The sequence below is a fragment of the Flavicella sp. genome, from assembly GCF_029238425.1.
Lineage (GTDB): Bacteria > Bacteroidota > Bacteroidia > Flavobacteriales > Flavobacteriaceae > Flavicella.
Map to the genome: position 1 here is coordinate 1 of NZ_JAQWGB010000076.1, position 17,862 is coordinate 17,862.

Annotated in this window: 11 protein-coding genes and 1 pseudogene; 4 read left to right on the forward strand and 8 right to left on the reverse strand. The window is 33.2% G+C overall.

Translation table 11 applies throughout. The features are described 5' to 3' along the window. The 3 genes and pseudogenes from P8H68_RS05530 to P8H68_RS05540 all read right to left on the reverse strand — a co-directional run. Positions 1 to 753 (reverse strand): annotated as a pseudogene (locus P8H68_RS05530) (Fe-S oxidoreductase); the annotation flags it as partial. Between the two features lie 20 nt (positions 754 to 773). Then, positions 774 to 1,739: an MlaD family protein gene (locus tag P8H68_RS05535; protein WP_300322385.1), complete on the reverse strand. Its 966-nt coding sequence runs from the start codon at positions 1,737 to 1,739 to the stop codon at positions 774 to 776. 60 nt (positions 1,740 to 1,799) lie between these two features. Next, a complete protein-coding gene (locus tag P8H68_RS05540) occupies positions 1,800 to 2,912 on the reverse strand; it encodes an N-acetylmuramoyl-L-alanine amidase (RefSeq protein WP_300322386.1) in 1,113 nt (370 codons plus the stop codon). A gap of 82 nt (positions 2,913 to 2,994) precedes the next feature. Here P8H68_RS05540 and P8H68_RS05545 point away from each other — a divergent pair, with 82 nt between their 5' ends. The 4 genes from P8H68_RS05545 (at position 2,995) to P8H68_RS05560 (ending at position 9,719) form a co-directional block, all read left to right on the forward strand. After that, positions 2,995 to 5,691 (forward strand): putative LPS assembly protein LptD, encoded by a 2,697-nt coding sequence (locus P8H68_RS05545; RefSeq protein WP_300322387.1) that lies wholly within the window; start codon positions 2,995 to 2,997, stop codon positions 5,689 to 5,691. 32 nt (positions 5,692 to 5,723) lie between these two features. Beyond that, positions 5,724 to 6,950, forward strand: a complete 1,227-nt coding sequence (gene serB / locus P8H68_RS05550) for a phosphoserine phosphatase SerB (protein ID WP_300322388.1) — start codon at positions 5,724 to 5,726, stop codon at positions 6,948 to 6,950. A 97-nt stretch (positions 6,951 to 7,047) separates the two neighbouring features. Continuing rightward, positions 7,048 to 7,428, forward strand: coding sequence for a Rid family detoxifying hydrolase (locus P8H68_RS05555; protein ID WP_300322389.1), 381 nt, complete (start codon positions 7,048 to 7,050; stop codon positions 7,426 to 7,428). A gap of 8 nt (positions 7,429 to 7,436) precedes the next feature. Next, on the forward strand, positions 7,437 to 9,719 hold the full coding sequence (locus P8H68_RS05560; protein ID WP_300322390.1) for a transglycosylase domain-containing protein: 2,283 nt from the start codon (positions 7,437 to 7,439) through the stop codon (positions 9,717 to 9,719). A 19-nt stretch (positions 9,720 to 9,738) separates the two neighbouring features. Here P8H68_RS05560 and P8H68_RS05565 read toward each other — a convergent pair whose 3' ends face one another. The 5 genes from P8H68_RS05565 to P8H68_RS05585 all read right to left on the reverse strand — a co-directional run bounded on the left by P8H68_RS05565 (position 9,739) and on the right by P8H68_RS05585 (position 17,852). Continuing rightward, positions 9,739 to 10,101, reverse strand: coding sequence for a methylglyoxal synthase (locus P8H68_RS05565; RefSeq protein WP_300322391.1), 363 nt, complete (start codon positions 10,099 to 10,101; stop codon positions 9,739 to 9,741). Positions 10,102 to 10,223: 122 nt separating this feature from the next. After that, positions 10,224 to 11,222: a type I glyceraldehyde-3-phosphate dehydrogenase gene (gene gap / locus P8H68_RS05570; protein ID WP_300322392.1), complete on the reverse strand. Its 999-nt coding sequence runs from the start codon at positions 11,220 to 11,222 to the stop codon at positions 10,224 to 10,226. Between the two features lie 36 nt (positions 11,223 to 11,258). Further along, positions 11,259 to 12,245 carry a 6-phosphofructokinase gene (pfkA, locus tag P8H68_RS05575; protein WP_300322393.1) on the reverse strand — a complete coding sequence of 329 codons (987 nt, stop codon included), beginning with the start codon at positions 12,243 to 12,245 and terminating at the stop codon, positions 11,259 to 11,261. A 266-nt stretch (positions 12,246 to 12,511) separates the two neighbouring features. Then, a complete protein-coding gene (locus P8H68_RS05580) occupies positions 12,512 to 13,420 on the reverse strand; it encodes a sugar phosphate nucleotidyltransferase (RefSeq protein WP_300322394.1) in 909 nt (302 codons plus the stop codon). 19 nt (positions 13,421 to 13,439) lie between these two features. Continuing rightward, positions 13,440 to 17,852: a translocation/assembly module TamB domain-containing protein gene (locus P8H68_RS05585; protein ID WP_300322395.1), complete on the reverse strand. Its 4,413-nt coding sequence runs from the start codon at positions 17,850 to 17,852 to the stop codon at positions 13,440 to 13,442. Positions 17,853 to 17,862: the final 10 nt, after the last annotated feature.

The window sequence follows — 17,862 nt, forward strand, 5'->3', positions numbered from 1 at the left end:
AAATTTTCCTTTGCTATTTAAATTCGCGTAAAAAGTATTTGGGAAAGCTAATAAAATATGTAAATGCTTTGAGTAGTATAAATAATTTAAAAAAGCAAAAATCCCACAAATATGAATCCACCATGCTGATCTTTCTATAAAGTGAATTGTTTCAAGTGACATTCCAGAAAACAAAGGAGTAATAAATTGACTTATCGGATTTCCTTCATTTATTTCTTGAAAATGAATATCTGTTGCATTCATTAATAGAAACAAACTCATCAAAACCATTTCAAAATAAAGAATAATATTCCCATCATTTTTTGGCCATGACGTCATCTCTTTATTCCAGAATCGTTTGATTTTAATAACATTTCTTCTTGCCCAAAAAATTATTACGGATACCAAAACCAACAAAGCAAGAATTTCAAAAGTTCCAATTAGAAAACCATAAAATCCTTCGCCCAACATCGGTAAAAACAATCTATGTGTTCCTAATAATCCATCCAAAATAATTTCTAACACCTCAATATTTATGATGATAAAACCGACATAAACAATAACATGCAATACTCCTGATACTGGTCTTTTTACAATCTTTGATTGTCCCAAAGCAATTCTAGCCATATTAGCCCAACGCTCCTCTGGATTATCAGACCTATCAATATCTTTTCCTAAAAAAATATTTCGCTTTAGTTTAGATATATTTTTAACAAAAAAACCAATACTTGCAATCGCTAGCAAGGCAAAAATTATGTTAGGTATAAATTGCATATGCTCTTTATTTTAATTTTCTATTTTTTCTCTATCGTATCATTCGATACATATTCTTTCTCTTTTTTCCCAAAAACAGAAACATGAACATATCGCTTAGGATGTAATTTTAAATCTTCCAACAGCTCCCCAAGTTCTTTGGTTGCTTTATCAAGATTATCATACACTGCCGGATCATTCACAAACTTCCCAATCGTTCCATCTGCATTATCAATTTTCATGGAAATTGAATTCAAGTTCGCCATAGTAGAATCAATCTTAGCAAGCAGTCCTCCTAAGTTTGCCTCTACAAGTGTATCTGACAATGAAGAAAAGTTTTTAGTAACATGTTCAACGTTCTCCATCGAACTTCTAAGGCTCTTTCTATTTTCAATCACTAATAACTCCGAATTTAAAGTTAACCTTTCTAAATTAACCATTGCTCCATCTAAGCTAGCAATTGTACTTTTTATATGATTTCTAGAATCCACATCCAATATTTGATTGATGTTCACCAATAAAGAATCTGCACTTGTAATAACACTCTCTAGTTTTGCTTGTAATGGATTTAACTTTTCTCCAACTGATGAAAAAATATCCGATTCTATTTCACCCTTTAAAAAATCACCCGACTCTGCAATCTCACTATCGTATGATGGAATAATCGCTAAAGATTTTCCGCCCATCAGACTAGCACTATAGATTTTTGCGATACTGCTTTTCCCAAAATCAAAAGATTTCTCAATACTAAACTTAACGACCAACTCCCCTCTTCTTTCAGGAACTTCATCAAAACTAATATCTATAACTCTTCCTATTTGATAGCCGTTAACTGTTACCGGACTAGCAGTACTTAAACCTTGAACATTTGCATATCTCGTAAAATAGGTATTGGATCTTCCATCAAAAACATTGTGTCCCTTCAAAAAATTAAATCCCCATATAAAGACAATTATTACTAAAATAACAACTGCTCCTGTTTTCAATTCTCTAGAATTCTTAATCATAAAATCTCTTCTAATATGCTAGCAAAATTACTAATTATATCTGTTAGTAAAAATATTATATCACTTTATTGCATCTTGTAATGGAATCCTGTCTTCTCCTAAAAAGACAGCAATAAAAGAAGATTTATACCCCGCTTTTTTAGCTTTTTTCAATAAATCCTTTGCCTCGTTATAACTATTGGTGTTTCCTAAGTAATATTTGTAATACCCTGCTACAGGAACTCTTGTTACCCCTTTCAATCCTTTAAAGTTATAACTTGCAGTTTTAATTTTAGTCTTACCGGATGCTATTTGAATTTTAAAATAAGGACTATCCCCATGATTCTTAGGTATTTCTTCCATATACTGCGCAGGACTAACTGCTGAAACTGTATTCAATCTAACTCCTTGTATATGTTTACTAATAGCGTTTGAAATTGCCAATGCCATTTCTGATTTCCCTTTGCTAGAATGCAAATAGGCACCTTCCTTTTTATTTGTTAAAAATCCTGTTTCAATCAAAACACTCGGCATATAGGTTTGATGCAACACCACAAAACCCGCTTGCTTTACACCTCTATCAGTTCTTCTTAAAGAACCATGAAAGTTTTTTTGAACAGAACTAGCCAAAGAAATACTCTCATCTAAATTTTCTTCTTGTTCGAGTGTCAACCCAATCATTGACGTTGGAGAATTCGGGTTGAAACCCTTATATTTTTCTTGATAATTGTCCTCTAATAAAATCACCTCATTCTCCACCTTAGCTACTTCAAAATTTCTTTTATTCGCATGCAATCCTAAAACCCATGTCTCTGAACCCGAAGCTTGTGAATTATGTGCATTACAATGAACCGACACAAACAAATCTGCATCCGCTCTATTCGCTATTCTTCCTCGCTCCCATAAATCAATAAATACATCTGTTTTTCGAGTATAAATAACATTTACATTTCGCTCCTTTTTAAGGTTTTTACCTATCCTCAAAACAATATCCAATGCAATGTCTTTTTCCTTGTATTTTTTATAACCAACCTTACCCGGGTCTTTACCTCCATGACCAGCATCTAGTACTACTGTAAAGATTTTATCTTGTGCATTTACAACCGATGAAAAACCAAATAATTGGAAAATTAAAAGCAAATAAAAAATTTGTTCTATTTTAAAGGTAATTTTAAGAGAATGTAACAAGTTCATCAATATTTTTTAATTAATTTTGGCAACTTATGGCTCGCTATAAAATTAGCGTACTAATTAGACAAAAATAGCATATATAGCATTGCGAACAAATATAAACCACATACTTTTATTTCTAGGTTTTATCCTTTTTGGAATAACGCAAAGCTATGCTCAAGATAAGGAGAATGAACCTCAATTAAAACCGGAACCTAAACTAAGTTTAAGTGACAGCATCCCGGCTCTTGAAAATTTAGTTCAAAATGACAGTATTCAAAATGACAGTATTCAAAATGATAGTCTTCCTCCTCAAGAAAAGGAAGCTGTAGATGCTATTATTGAACATACCGCTGATGATTATATCATTGAAGATGTAGTCAACAAAAAAATATATTTATATGACAACGCTGAAATCACTTACAAAGATGTAAACATCAAAGCAGGAGATATCAAAATTGATTATGAAACAAATACCGTTACAGCTAAAGGAATTAAAGATAGTGTAGGGGAATATTCTCAACTTCCTGTTTTCAAACAAGGGGGGGAAGAATCTACCCAAGATTCCATTGTATTTAATTTTAAAACTGAAAAGGCCTTAGTATATGGATTAAGCACAGAACAAGATGGAATTTACACACTTGGTGAAAAGATGAAAAGGCTGAATGATTCTACGATTTTTGTTCGTAAAATTCGATTCACTACTTCAGACAAAGCAAACCCTGATTATTATCTACAAACGAGTAAGGCCAAAGTTGTTCCTGGGAAAAAAATCATTGTTGGATTCACGCATCTTGTTGTTGCTGATGTTCCAACGCCTGTATTTTTGCCATTTGCCTACCTCCCTTTAACAACCACTAAAACGTCGGGTATTGTAGTACCAACCTATGGACAATCGGTAAACCAAGGTTTTTTTATGCAAAATGGGGGATATTATTTTGCAGGCAACGATTATTTTGACTTGACCGTTTTGGGAGATATTTATTCCAATGGTAGTTGGGGTGTAAGCACCTCCACTTCCTATAAAAAAAGATATAAGTTTTCTGGAAATATGAGTTTCAACTACGAAAGTCTTATTTATAGTGTTCAAGGTTTTGACGATTATAGCAAAAGCCAGAATTATAATATCAGATGGTCACATACGCAAGACTCAAAAGCCAATCCTAATTCAAAACTATCAGCTTCTGTAAACTTAGGTAGTAGCAATTATTATAGCCAATCTTTGAACGAATATAACAACGCGAATTCCTTGACAAACACCTTAAGTTCTTCTGTCTCGTATTATAGAAAACTTGTTGGAACGCCATTTAATTTTACAGCATCAGCCTCTCATTCTCAAAACACGAACACCGAGGTTATATCGATGACACTTCCTTCTTTTATTTTAAATATGGACAGGATTTATCCTTTTGCACCAAAATCCGGAACTCAAAAAAATGCTTTTCAAAAAATTGGATTGAATTACGGTTTAAAGGCTGAAAATAAAATCGAAGTTACCGAGGAAGATTTTTTCAAACCAAAAATGTTTGATGAAGCAAAAGCCGGTGTTCAGCAAGATGTTTCTGTTAGTACCAACATGAAATTAATGAAATACTTTACGCTTTCTCCTAATGCAAATTATAAGGAGGTTTGGTATTTCAAATCCATTGACAAAAACTACGATGAAGACAGCCAAGAAGCTGTTACAGATACTATTGATGGATTTACATCTTTTAGAGAATACTCTGCAGGAGCCTCAATATCCACCAATATTTATGGTATGTTCAAGTTTAAAGGAAATGGTTTGAAAGCCATCCGTCATACCATGCGTCCATCCGTTTCTTATAATTACAAACCAGACTTTAGTCACTATTACCAAACCGTACAAACTGGTCCTGATGAACTTTATGACTATCAGGAATATTCTCCTTTCGACGGTGGTGCTTATGGTAGTCCTTCTAAAAATGAATCTCAATCTGTTGGGATGTCACTTAATAACAATCTGGAGGCCAAAGTGAGAGACAGAGAACCTACAGGGGATGAAGAATTTAAAAAAATCACCCTCTTGAACAACTTAAACTTTTCTACCAGCTACAATATTGTTGCTGATAGTTTGAAATGGAGTCCGGTGAACGTTACTGCTGGAACTCAAATTTTAAACAATAAAATGAGCATCAATGGTGGTGCTACACTTGACCCTTACGCAATCAATGCAAATGGACAACGTTATAACACTTTCAACCTAAATAATAACGGTAGCCTTTTTCGTTTAACCAGGGCAAACCTTACCATGAGTTATTCCTTATCTAATAAGGATTTTGATAAAAGTGAGGATAAAAAGGACAAAAAAGATGAAATGCAGAACGAACAAAACACGGATTTGTTTGGACAAAGCATGACGAATGATTTTAGAGGTAATGATTTCAACAATCCTTCTAAGGACGATGAAAATTCTAGACAAGATGAAAAGGTGCAACTGTATAAAAACAAAATACCTTGGACGCTTCGACTCTCTTATTCTGGAACCTACTCCAATTCTAATAGAGAAAGCGAAATAACCAACAGTAGTTTAATGTTTACAGGAGACGTAGAATTGACACCTAAATGGAAAGTAGGTGCTTCTTCTGGTTTTGATTTTGTAAACAAAGGATTTACCTATACACAACTTAGATTTTCAAGAGATTTAGACAGTTGGAAAGTAAACTTTAACTGGGTACCCTTTGGTCCCAGAACTTCTTACTACTTTTACATAGGTGTAAAATCTCCAATATTAAGTGATCTGAAATATGAAAAACGAAGTGCTCCAGATCAAAGATTATTTTAAAATTTAATAGAACAAAAGTAAACTCATATATAATGGAAAAAGAAATCATTTTATTAAACATTTCAGGACAAGACAAACCAGGTCTTACTTCTAGTTTGACTGGTGTTCTTGCAGAATATGGTGCAAAAGTACTTGATATTGGTCAAGCCAATATTCATGATACTCTTTCATTAGGTATTTTATTTGAAATAAAAGCCAAGTCTAATTCTGCTCCGGTCTTAAAAGATTTGTTATTCAAAGCTTACGAACTTGGAATCACGGCTAAATTTAGACCTATTACTTTAGAGAAATATGAACAATGGGTTTCCACTCAAGGAAAAAACAGATACATTGTAACCATCCTTGGAGAAAAACTAGCGGCTGAACAAATCTCTGCTGTAACAAGTGTTATTTCTGATATCAATTTAAACATTGACTCTATCAAACGATTGACTGGACGTACTTCTCTTGTCAAAAAAGACCCTTACCCTAGAGCTTCTATTCAATTATCAATTCGTGGTGAAATAAAAGACAAAGGTGCTGTTACTTCTAAGTTTATGCAGATTTCTAGAGATTTGGATGTAGACATCGCTTTCCAAGAAGATAATATTTATCGAAGAAATAGAAGATTGGTTTGTTTCGACATGGACTCTACCTTGATCCAAACAGAAGTAATTGATGAACTTGCTGAATTGGCGGGAGTTGGTGAGCAGGTAAAAGCCATTACTGAATCTGCAATGCAAGGTGAAATTGACTTCAACGAAAGTTTCAAAAAGAGAATGGCTCTTTTAGAGGGATTGAGTGAAGATGTATTGAAAGAAGTTGCTAAAAACCTTCCTATTACTAAAGGTGCTCATAGATTGATAAAAACCTTGAAAAGCTACGGTTTTAAAACTGCTATCTTATCTGGAGGGTTTACATATTTTGGTGAGTACCTACAAAAAGAACTAGGTATTGATTATGTGCATGCCAATCAATTAGAAATTAAAGATGGTGCGTTAACAGGAGGATATTTGGGTGAAATAGTTGATGGAAACAAAAAAGCAGAATATTTAAAAGAAATCGCAGAGAAAGAAGGTATTAACATCAGCCAAACAATTGCAGTTGGTGACGGTGCTAATGACTTACCTATGTTGAATCTTGCAGGTTTAGGAATTGCTTTCCATGCCAAGCCTAAAGTAAAAGACAACGCTCAAAGTTCCATTTCAAGTATTGGTCTTGATGGCGTACTTTATCTATTAGGATATCATGATAGACATATTGACCTCGTTGAGGAATAAATTTCTTAAAAAAAGTGGTTATAACAAATAACTACTTTTTTTTTACACCATTTTTAAAACATTAGAATTTCATACTTTTAACGAAAACATCAAGATTATGAAAACAATTATCAAAACCAACAATGCTCCTGCTCCATTAGGACCTTATAATCAAGCAATACTTTCTGGAGAGACCCTTTATATATCTGGACAGATAGCAATCAACCCTAAAACCAATGAATTTGTTTTAAATACAATTGAGGAGGAAACAACTCAGGTGATGGAAAATTTAAATGCTATTTTACAAGAAGCGAAGATGACCTTTGAAAAGGTAGTAAAATCATCTATTTTTATTAGCAACATGGATGACTTTTCTAAAATAAATACAATTTACGGACGTTACTTTAACGAAGAAACTGCTCCTGCCAGAGAAACGGTTCAAGTTGCTAAGCTTCCTAAAAACGTAAACGTAGAAATATCTATGATTGCACAATTGTAAATTGAAACATGTTTAAAAAGATTATTATTTTCCTTTTAAAACTAGGACTTCTTGGTTCTGTTTTACTTGCTTTATTTATTGGAACGGTATTGGTTGGAGGCTTTGGTCCTATTCCTAGCTCCAAAGACTTAGCGGTAATCAAACAATCAGAAGCCAGCATTGTGTATAGTGCTGACCAAGAAATATTAGGGAAATTTTTCTTTAAAAACAGAACTCAAGTTTCTTATTCAGAGATTCCAAAACATATCATAGAAGCTTTAGTTGCTACCGAGGATGTTCGCTTTTATGAGCATGACGGAATCGACAAGATTGCCATGTTAAGAGTTTTAATAAAAACTATTATTTTAGGAAATAGTTCTGCAGGAGGAGGAAGCACACTTTCTCAGCAACTGGCTAAAAATTTATTTCATAGGAAAAACTTCTCTTACCTTTCCATGCCAGTCAATAAAACAAAGGAAGCCATATTGGCCAATAGACTGGAACACATTTACAACAAAAGTGATATTGTAACACTGTATTTAAATACAGTTCCATTCGGGGAAGGCGTGTATGGTATTGAAACAGCCGCTCAAAGATATTTCTCTAGTTCCGTAAAACACTTAAGCGTTGCTCAAGGAGCCGTGCTTATTGGAATGTTAAAGGCTAACACCTATTATAATCCTAGAAAATACCCTGATCATGCTTTAAGAAGAAGAAATGTAGTTTTAAACCAAATGCTCAAGGCTAATTTTATTTCAGAGGATACTTATGAAAAGGCAAGCTTAGAACCGCTAAAAACAAATTACAAAAATTTGTTATTGCAGAATCCCAATGGATACTATCTACAAAAGATAAAACAAAAAGCCAGAAATATTTTAAGTGAAGAGGTTAAATCTGATGGATCTCAATGGATTCTAGAACAAGATGGACTTATCATTGAAACAACTTTAAATTCAGAACTGCAAAATGCAGCTTTAGAAGCTCGTAAAGTTCACCTAAAGAAACTCCAAAAATCTATGGATTATTATTGGGGAATTATTAAAAAGAAACCAGCCATCAAAAAAATCATTGAAAAAGAATGGGAAGCCACCAAAGACTACAAACGTTATAAAAAATTAAAACTCAACTATAACACAATCATTGACTCGGCAAAAGCAAAAGACAAACGACTTGTTTTCGACTGGCAAGAATCTAATAAACGCATTTCTAGAATAGATTCTATTCATCATTATTTAAAAATGGTTAGCGCTGCTGTTTACGGAATGAATATCAAAACTGGAGCTGTGCAAGTTTATGTCGGTGGTAACAGTTATGAATACTTACCTTACAATCTTATCACCAGTGAAAGACAAGCTGCTTCAACATTCAAGCCTTTTGTGTATACAGCTGCTTTAGAAAACGGTCAAAAACCTTGTGATTGGATCAATAACGAAGTAAAAACCTATGCTCAATACGACGACTGGAAACCCGAAAATTACGATCATTCTGAAGGAGGATACTTCTCTATGCCCGGGGCTTTGGCAAAAAGCATGAATATTCCAACCATTGAGACCTACATCAACGTTGGAAACAAAAATCTACAGAATACAGTTGATAAGCTAGGTTTGACAAAAAAGTTAAATGATCTTCCTTCGACAGCTTTGGGTGCTACCAATTACTCTTTAGAAAGTTTGGTTCAAGCCTATACTCCATTTGCTACGAAAAGCTTACCTGTAGAACCGTTTTACATCAGTTCTATTAAATCCGCAAGTGGAGAAATCATATATACTCATAAAATCAAGTTAGAAATCGATGACACTCAAGAGGATGATTACATCTCCGAAGAAACACTTGAAACAATGCAGTACCTTTTAAAAGGAGTTGTAGACAAAGGAACTGCAAGCCGACTCAAAACAAAATATAAAGTAAACGGTGATTGGGCAGGAAAAACAGGAACTTCTCAAAACTATAGTGATTCTTGGTTTATTGCATTCAATTCTGATTTTATTATCGGAACCTGGGTAGGCTGTAAATATCCAATCATAAATTTAGCACCTGGTAGCGGTGGTGGTTCAATTGCTGCACTTCCTATTGCAGGCCAAGTTATCTCTAAAACATACAAAGATAAACAGGTCAACAAATCCCTCTCTGCTGGATTCCCAGAATTTAATCAAACTACTATTGAAGCTTGCGACTGTGAATTTTTCCGAGAAGAAAACACCTTAGAAAAACTCTTCGACTTATTTGATAAAAACAAAAATAAACCAAAGAAGGAAAAAGGAGAGAAAAAAGGATTTTTCAGCAAATTATTTGGCAAAAAATCAAAGGATTAAATCCCCACTTATTTCTCTACTAAACTGATTTTATCAAAAGTGTTGCGGTAGAAGGATTTGTTGCTAAAGGCACATCATACACGTCACACAAACGCATCAACATAAAAATATCCGGTTCATGTGGATGTTTCTCTAAAGGATCTCTAAAAAATATTACCATTCCAGTCTTACCTTCTGCAACACGTGCTGCAATCTGAGCATCACCTCCCAAAGGACCTGAAAGATACTTGTGAACATTCAACCCTGCTGCTTCTACTTTAGACCCCGTAGTACCCGTAGATATCAAACTTATATCTTTAGCTTTTAATAATTCTTTATGCTGCATTAAGAACTGTACCATATCAGCCTTCTTTCCATCATGCGCGATAATTGCTATTTCCATTTTATGAGTTTTATTTGATTGCAAATTAAACAATCTGCAAATGAATTAATATCCAATTTTAAAAAAAATATCCCGATTCGTTACCAAATCGGGATATTTAATATGTATAATAAAATAGTGGCTTATAAAGTAGCTGCGTACTCAATTAAGTCAACAATTTTAGTAGAGTATCCGATTTCGTTATCGTACCAAGAAACAACTTTTACAAAGTTATCAGTCAATGCGATACCAGCATTAGCATCAAATACAGAAGTACGAGTCTCTCCAACAAAGTCTTGAGATACTACTAAGTCTTCAGTATATCCTAATACACCAGCCATAGATCCTTCAGAAGCAGACTTCATAGCTGCACAAATCTCAGCATATGTTGCAGGTTTCTCTAACTTTACAGTTAAATCAACAACAGATACATCCATAGTTGGTACACGGAAAGCCATACCTGTTAATTTTCCGTTTAATGAAGGAATTACTTTTCCAACAGCTTTAGCCGCTCCTGTAGACGAAGGGATAATGTTGTGGATAGCAGAACGTCCACCTCTCCAGTCTTTCATAGACGGTCCATCAACTGTTTTCTGAGTTGCTGTTGCAGCATGTACAGTAGTCATTAATCCTTCTGCGATTCCCCAGTTGTCATTCAATACTTTAGCGATTGGAGACAAACAGTTTGTAGTACAAGAAGCGTTAGAGAAAATTGCTTCATCAGCTTTTAACTCAGTATTGTTTACTCCCATTACAAACATTGGTGTATCATCTTTAGATGGTGCAGATAAAACAACTTTTTTAGCTCCAGCCTCTAAGTGACCTCCAGCAGTTTCTTTTGTTAAAAAGAATCCAGTAGATTCGATAATGTACTCAGCTCCAATTTCATCCCATTTTAAGTCAGCAGGATTACGCTCAGCAGAAATTCTGATTTCGTTTCCGTTTACGATTAATTTTCCATCAGCTACTTCAACAGTTCCTTGGAAAGGCCCATGAACTGAATCATACTTTAACATGTATGCTAAATAATCAACATCTAACAAATCGTTGATTCCAACTACTTGTACATTCTCTCTTGCTACTGCAGATCTGAAAGCAAATCTTCCGATTCTTCCAAATCCATTAATTCCTATTTTAATCATCTTATCTAAATTTAATTTATTCTTATTCAATATTTCTTATGTAGTCATGATGTCAGAAACTCTTAAAAGCTCTTCATCAATTTTATGATGTTCTTTTACCGCCTTTTCTAAAGGTGTGTATTTGATTTCGTTATTCACAAAACCTACCATTAAGTTAGAAGATCCTGACAACAACAACTCAACCGCTGCTACTCCAAATCTACTCGCTAAAACTCTATCAAAACAACTTGGTGCTCCTCCTCTTTGCATATGTCCTAATACAGATACACGGATGTCATAATCAGGTAGATTCTCTTCAGCATATTCTGCTAATTCAAATATATTTTTTCCTGTTTTCTCACCTTCTGCAACTACTACAATACTTGATGTTTTTCCAGACTCTTTACTTTTAATAAGAGACGCAAGCATTTTTTCCAATCCGATGTTTTCTTCAGGGATTAAAATTTCTTCTGCTCCAGCTCCAACACCTGCATTTAATGCAATAAACCCAGCATCTCTACCCATTACTTCAATAAAAAATAATCTATTATGTGAAGAGGCTGTATCTCTAATCTTATCGATCGCTTCAACAACAGTATTCAAGGCTGTATCGTATCCTAATGTAAATTGAGTTCCATAAATATCATTATCAATAGTACAAGGAATTCCAATAATTGGAAAACTGTGTTCTTGGTTAAAAATCATACCTCCTGTAAAAGTACCATCTCCTCCAATAATTACCAATCCTTCAATTCCTTTTTCTACTAAATTCTCATATGCTTTAGCTCTACCTTCTGGAGTCATAAACTCCATAGACCTAGCCGATTGAAGCATAGTACCACCTTTATTGATGATATTATTTACACTTCTTGCATTTAAACTTACGAAGTTCCCTTCGATCATTCCTTGGTATCCTTGATAGATACCAACACACTCTACCTCATGGTAAGCGCAGGTTCTAACTACTGATCTAATCGCTGCATTCATCCCTGGAGAATCTCCTCCTGAGGTCATAACTGCTATCTTTTTTAACTGTATATTCATCTTTCTATAATATTGTATAAAATTACTATTAATATAGGTTATGGAAGTAAATTAACAAGTTTTATACGAAAACGTTTTCGGCTAAAACACATGTTTTTTACTGATTAAATCGCTAAAATCTAGTCCTAAATATTAGGAACACTAAATTAAGTTTTTATTACTGAATATATACTTAATTATCACAGAAACAACTTATAATTAACTAATTAGTAACAAAAAGCTACTAGAATTATTTTTATAAATGTAATTGCACCTTTTATTATGATCTACTCCCAAAGATTTTTAGGATAAATTTTTTGTTCTTTTAAGGAATCTATTGCTGAAACAACGGTTGGTCTGTCTTCAGCATAGGTTACTCCCATCCATTTTGCATCAGAGGTCAATACCTTAACAGCACCCTTCCCCGATTCAATAATATTATTTACAACGGTAGGAATAAAAAATTCACTTTTCAATTCTTTAGAACGTTCCGCTAAGAACAATTTAAAATCGGATTCTAATTGTTCTAAATATTTAGGTGTGAATCCCCAAAAATTCATCGAGACAATTGTATTCTGAGACATTGAGACAAAATTACCATTGTCGTCCTTACGTTTAATTTGTCCGTCAACTTCTTCTATATGAGTTCTCTCAATTATGTTTGTCAATTCTTGCTCCTCATTCACAAAACACTCCCCTCTTGATACAAATCCATTTTCTGAGATGGTATTTTTTAAATTATACCCAACCATACACATATTATAGGAGTTCACATCCAAATTATCTAACTCCTTTATAATAGTTTTAAAAGCACCTTTAGAATAAAAGTCGTCTCCATTGATTACGATAAAATTCCCATCTATAACTTCTTTTATCATCAATGTTGCATGTCCTGTTCCCCATGGCTTTACACGTTCTGAATCAACCTCATATCCCGCAGGGATTTTATCTAACTCTTGACATACATATTCAACCTCAACTTTTCCTTTTAGTCTTTCATCATAAATCTTTTTAAAATCATCTTTAAAAGACTCTCTAATGATAAAAACAACTTTTTTAAAACCTGCCTCAATAGCATCAAAAAGAGAAAAGTCAATAATGGTATCTCCGTCCGCAGACATTTTATCCAATTGTTTTAACCCACCGTATCTGCTCCCCATCCCGGCAGCTAGAATTACTAAAGTATGCTTACTCATTTTTTGTTTTTTTTTAATTTTAAAGTATTGACGGAACAACAAGAATCAAATCATCTGAAATTTGTTCCACATCAAGGTTGTCAAAAGTATTTCTTTTTTTCTTTCCAAATCCAAATTTTGAAAACATTTCTTTCAAACTACTGAAATCAATTTGATATACCAATCCAATTCCTTGGGTATAACCTTCTTCTTCTTGTGAATATTGAACTTCATTTTGTCTATTAAACACTGTATACCTTAACCTCCCTTCATCATCCACCAAAAACTCAACCTTTACTTCTCCAATTACATTAGATTGTGTTTTAGTACCAACAGGAACCCCCAAATTACCATCAATTAAAATTTTATCATTGATCTGTGTTTTTAAGGAAATATCTACCTGATTATCTATGTTGTATTCTTCTACATCACTTTGATCTCCAGAAGTATAACCCAAGTCTATCTGAAATTTATCACCATCTTCGTTGAAAATATCAGAAAGTGCACCTGAAATAATATCTGAAGTTGTTCCGGATACAAAAGACCCTCCACTAGAAGCCACATTCTCCTCGTTAAAAAAGCTTTTTGCCAACAAAAGAGAAAAGAACTGACGCAATGTAGCATTCTCATCATCATTGTTTAAAACAAACGAGAGCTCCGACGCAACAGTAGAACTTGAATTAGGAATAACAATACTAAAATCCTCATGAGAATTAAATAAGCTCCCGGTAATGTCAGTTATCAGATCAACCGCAATTTTTCTACTGGTATTTAAATCCGTTAACAAAACTTTCGGGTTTGCCTTTACCCTGTGGATGGCTCTAATATTAAGGTTTGCATTCATTGGATCACCATCCCAAGAAATCAAACCGCCTTTTTCAATCTCAAAAGGTTTGTTGATCAAACCTCCATAAATAAAGTTATAAAATCCTTGATCAATCAAGTAATCCCCATACATATTGAATTTACCTTTGGTGTCGATTTCAATCAGTAAATTTCCAGCACCAGTACCCCTAAGAGAACTCCCCGACACTCTATCAATCACTATTTCCGCCTCAGCATCTGGGGTCACATCAATATCAAAATTTAAAGACAATCCTTGGAATTTCTCGATTAAAAATTCATTATCAAATAGTGTGGTTTCAAAGTCTTTCTTTTCATCTGATTTAAAGTGAATCAAACCGGAATTTTCAACAGCCTTCACATCATTCAGTGGTATGATGAATTTTGTACCCTTTAATGTTTTTGCTTTTACATCAATATTTAAATCATTTGTAGTCCCAGAAATATTTGACAAACCTTGTATAAAACCGGTACCATAATAACTAACATTATCTCCATCTTCTGTGTCCAAAACAAGAATTCTATCCGACTTCAAGTTCAGATCTAAATTCCAATTTTTATAGTAAGAATGTTTTATGGTTCCATTAATAACACCACTTGTTTTATGCTTGGTATCCTCAACGATTAAATTATTAAAAGTAAATGTTTGATTACTCAAAGTCACTTTAGGATCATTAATTAAATTATAATCTACATTCAAATAAGGAAAGGTAAAACCAGCATTTTCTAATTCAATCACCCCATTCATATCCGGATTTGACAATGCTCCAACTACATGGAACTCCCCATTTGCTACTCCGCGCAATTGCGACAATACATTTTTTCCTAATGGGCTAAAAGCATTCAAATAAAACCCATCCAATTTAACATCTAAATTAATCAAAGGAATTTTTGGACCAATATCAATATATCCAACAGCATCTAATTGCTTATAAGATTCATTTTGTAAGGATACGTCAACCTTATATTTTTTATAGGAATCATTAGCGTTTACATGCATATTCAGATCCCCCTGTAAGGAACCATTTATAGTGAATTCTTTAATATTTAAATTACCAAGTGGATTATATATTCCATTCTCCTGTTTAAAATTCAAGGAACCATCAAGAACTCCGCCAAGAGAAAGCGAATCTACTTTCGGCATAATGGCATCAAGATTTACATTATCAAATTCCATCTTTAGATCCTTATAGGTTGAATCTCTAATAATTCCTTCAAATTTAATTCGCTGCCCTTCGGTAAGCAACTCGATTTCTTTAATTTCGTATTCCTGTTTTTTAAAATTAAAAACCAGTTTATTATTCTTATTATCATTAGGATTGATCATCCACTCCTTTTCCTTGAATAAAATTTTGGACTTTAAAATCCCTAAAACGGATTCTTTATTTTTATCTATCGTATAATAAAACACCACACCATATCTCTCATCATTATTTTTTCCACCAGTAAAATCGGACCTAAAATATAAAGTATCGTTAACCTTTTTATTATACAAGTATAAATCTCTAACCGTATACTGAGGCGACTTTAGCTCTTTTATGGAAATATTGGTATTCAAGGCCGGATTTTTATTATCCAGTTTAATATTTACACTATCTATAAACGTATTATTCAATTTGATTTTTGGTGTTGAAAACAACATCTTCAAATCATTTGTTTTTTCTATCACCTTTCCTTGAAGCCTTGCACTAGATAACAAACTTAGGTTTGGTGACAATACTGGTATAACTGGGCTAAATATCTCAAAATCAAACTCCACAAACGGATCACCTTCAATCTCAACTGGACTATAGTTTGCCATCATACTACCCAAAGAGTTTTGAATCATTTTACCAATATCAGCAAACTTAAAATTCCCTTGTAACTTTCCGTCAATGATATCCTCAGAATCAAATTCAATTGTTCTTAAATCGCTCTTTTTTTCAGACTTTAGAGAAAAGTTTTGAAATTCATGGACTTTATACTCATTGGTATACGAGGCATTTTTAAAACTAGCATTCCCTATAATATTATCAATGGAATTTCCTACTAAATCGATATCAACATCTCCTTTGATCACAGAAATACTATCTCTCTCAAAAAGATGAAGTGTCTTCAAATCAAAACGATCTACCTTTACATTAAAATCGAACTCATAATCTTCCTTAGATAAATCTGCAAGTCCTGTGAAATCAAAGCTAATATTAGGATCATCTATCATCAAATGACCATTGAACAACTTATTCTGTAAAACACCATCAATTTGAACACCTCTATAAGTATAGCCTTTATATTCATGTTTGGAAACAATACCAATCAATGAAGTATTGATATTTTCTAATTTAAATCCTTCTCCTTCCACTTCCCCTTCAAAAGACAACTGACCAATCAAAGGATCACCTATCATTTTACCCAATTCAAAATCTGTTACGTTTACATAACCATCATAAGTGGCTTCGTCAATATTATCAATATTTGTCAATTCTAAATCAACACTGGCCTTTCCCATTTTTGATCGAATATCAATCGCAAGGTCTAATTTTTGTTTTGTAATCAAGGTAGCACCTGAAACAGAAAAAACACCAATTTTCTTCAATTCAGACGGTAGGTTTTTCCCAATCACATTTGGCATGAAGTTTTTTAACTGTCCATAATCAGATCTCAATTCATCGCTGACTCCATTTATAGAAAATTGACTTCCTTGACTCAAAGCTTCCTTAAAATGATAATTCCCTTTTATTTTAAAATCTTTTCCAGAGGACAGATTAAAATGAGATAATTTAAAGTCATTTATTCTACCCTTAAAAGTCGTACTAACATTTAACAAATCATCTCCGGAAAACTCTTTGTACAGCTTTTTAAGATCAACCAAAGAAACTTTTGAATTCTTTAAAACAGCTTCTATTGCCACTTTATTATTAAAATCCTGAAGATCATCACCATCATAATTAAAAATAACGTCGGCATCTATGGTAGAATGTGAGGTCTTAAGATAAGCTTCTTGAAAAAGCATCTTATGCCTAGTATAAGAAAATGAAGTTGTTAAGTTTTCAACTATTAAATCATGGTCATCAATAAAAGAAGTGTTTTCAACACGTAAATTAACACGAGCCCCGTTTAACTCAAATTCTTTTACGACACCCTCTATCCCATAATAATAAACAATCAAAGGATCTTGTTTTTTATTTTCATTTACAATGTCAAAATCTACCCCATGAAGGCCAATATAGGGTGAAAATAATCTAAATGGATTTTTAGCTTGTGCCTTTTTATTCTTATTAAATTTTCTTGAAAAAATGGTAAGATTATTAGTATCCTCACCTGCATAAGTTTTCATATGAAAAACTCCATCAAACAATTCAGACTCTCCTAAAATAAGTTTATTTTTTAAAAGAGAATTTATTTTTAAAAGTTCTGAACTTATTTTTTCTACTGCAATTAAAGTATCCTTGTGGTGATCCTTAATCAGTACACCTTTTAATTCTACTTTACCAAGTACAGAAATTTTTATTTTTTCAACAGATATATCCGCATCATAAGTAGTATACAAAAACTCAGTTACTTTAGATCCTACTTTTGTCTGCACGGAAGGTTGCGCTAGCAAAACACTTAAAACAAGTAATAAAAGCAAAACAATTGCT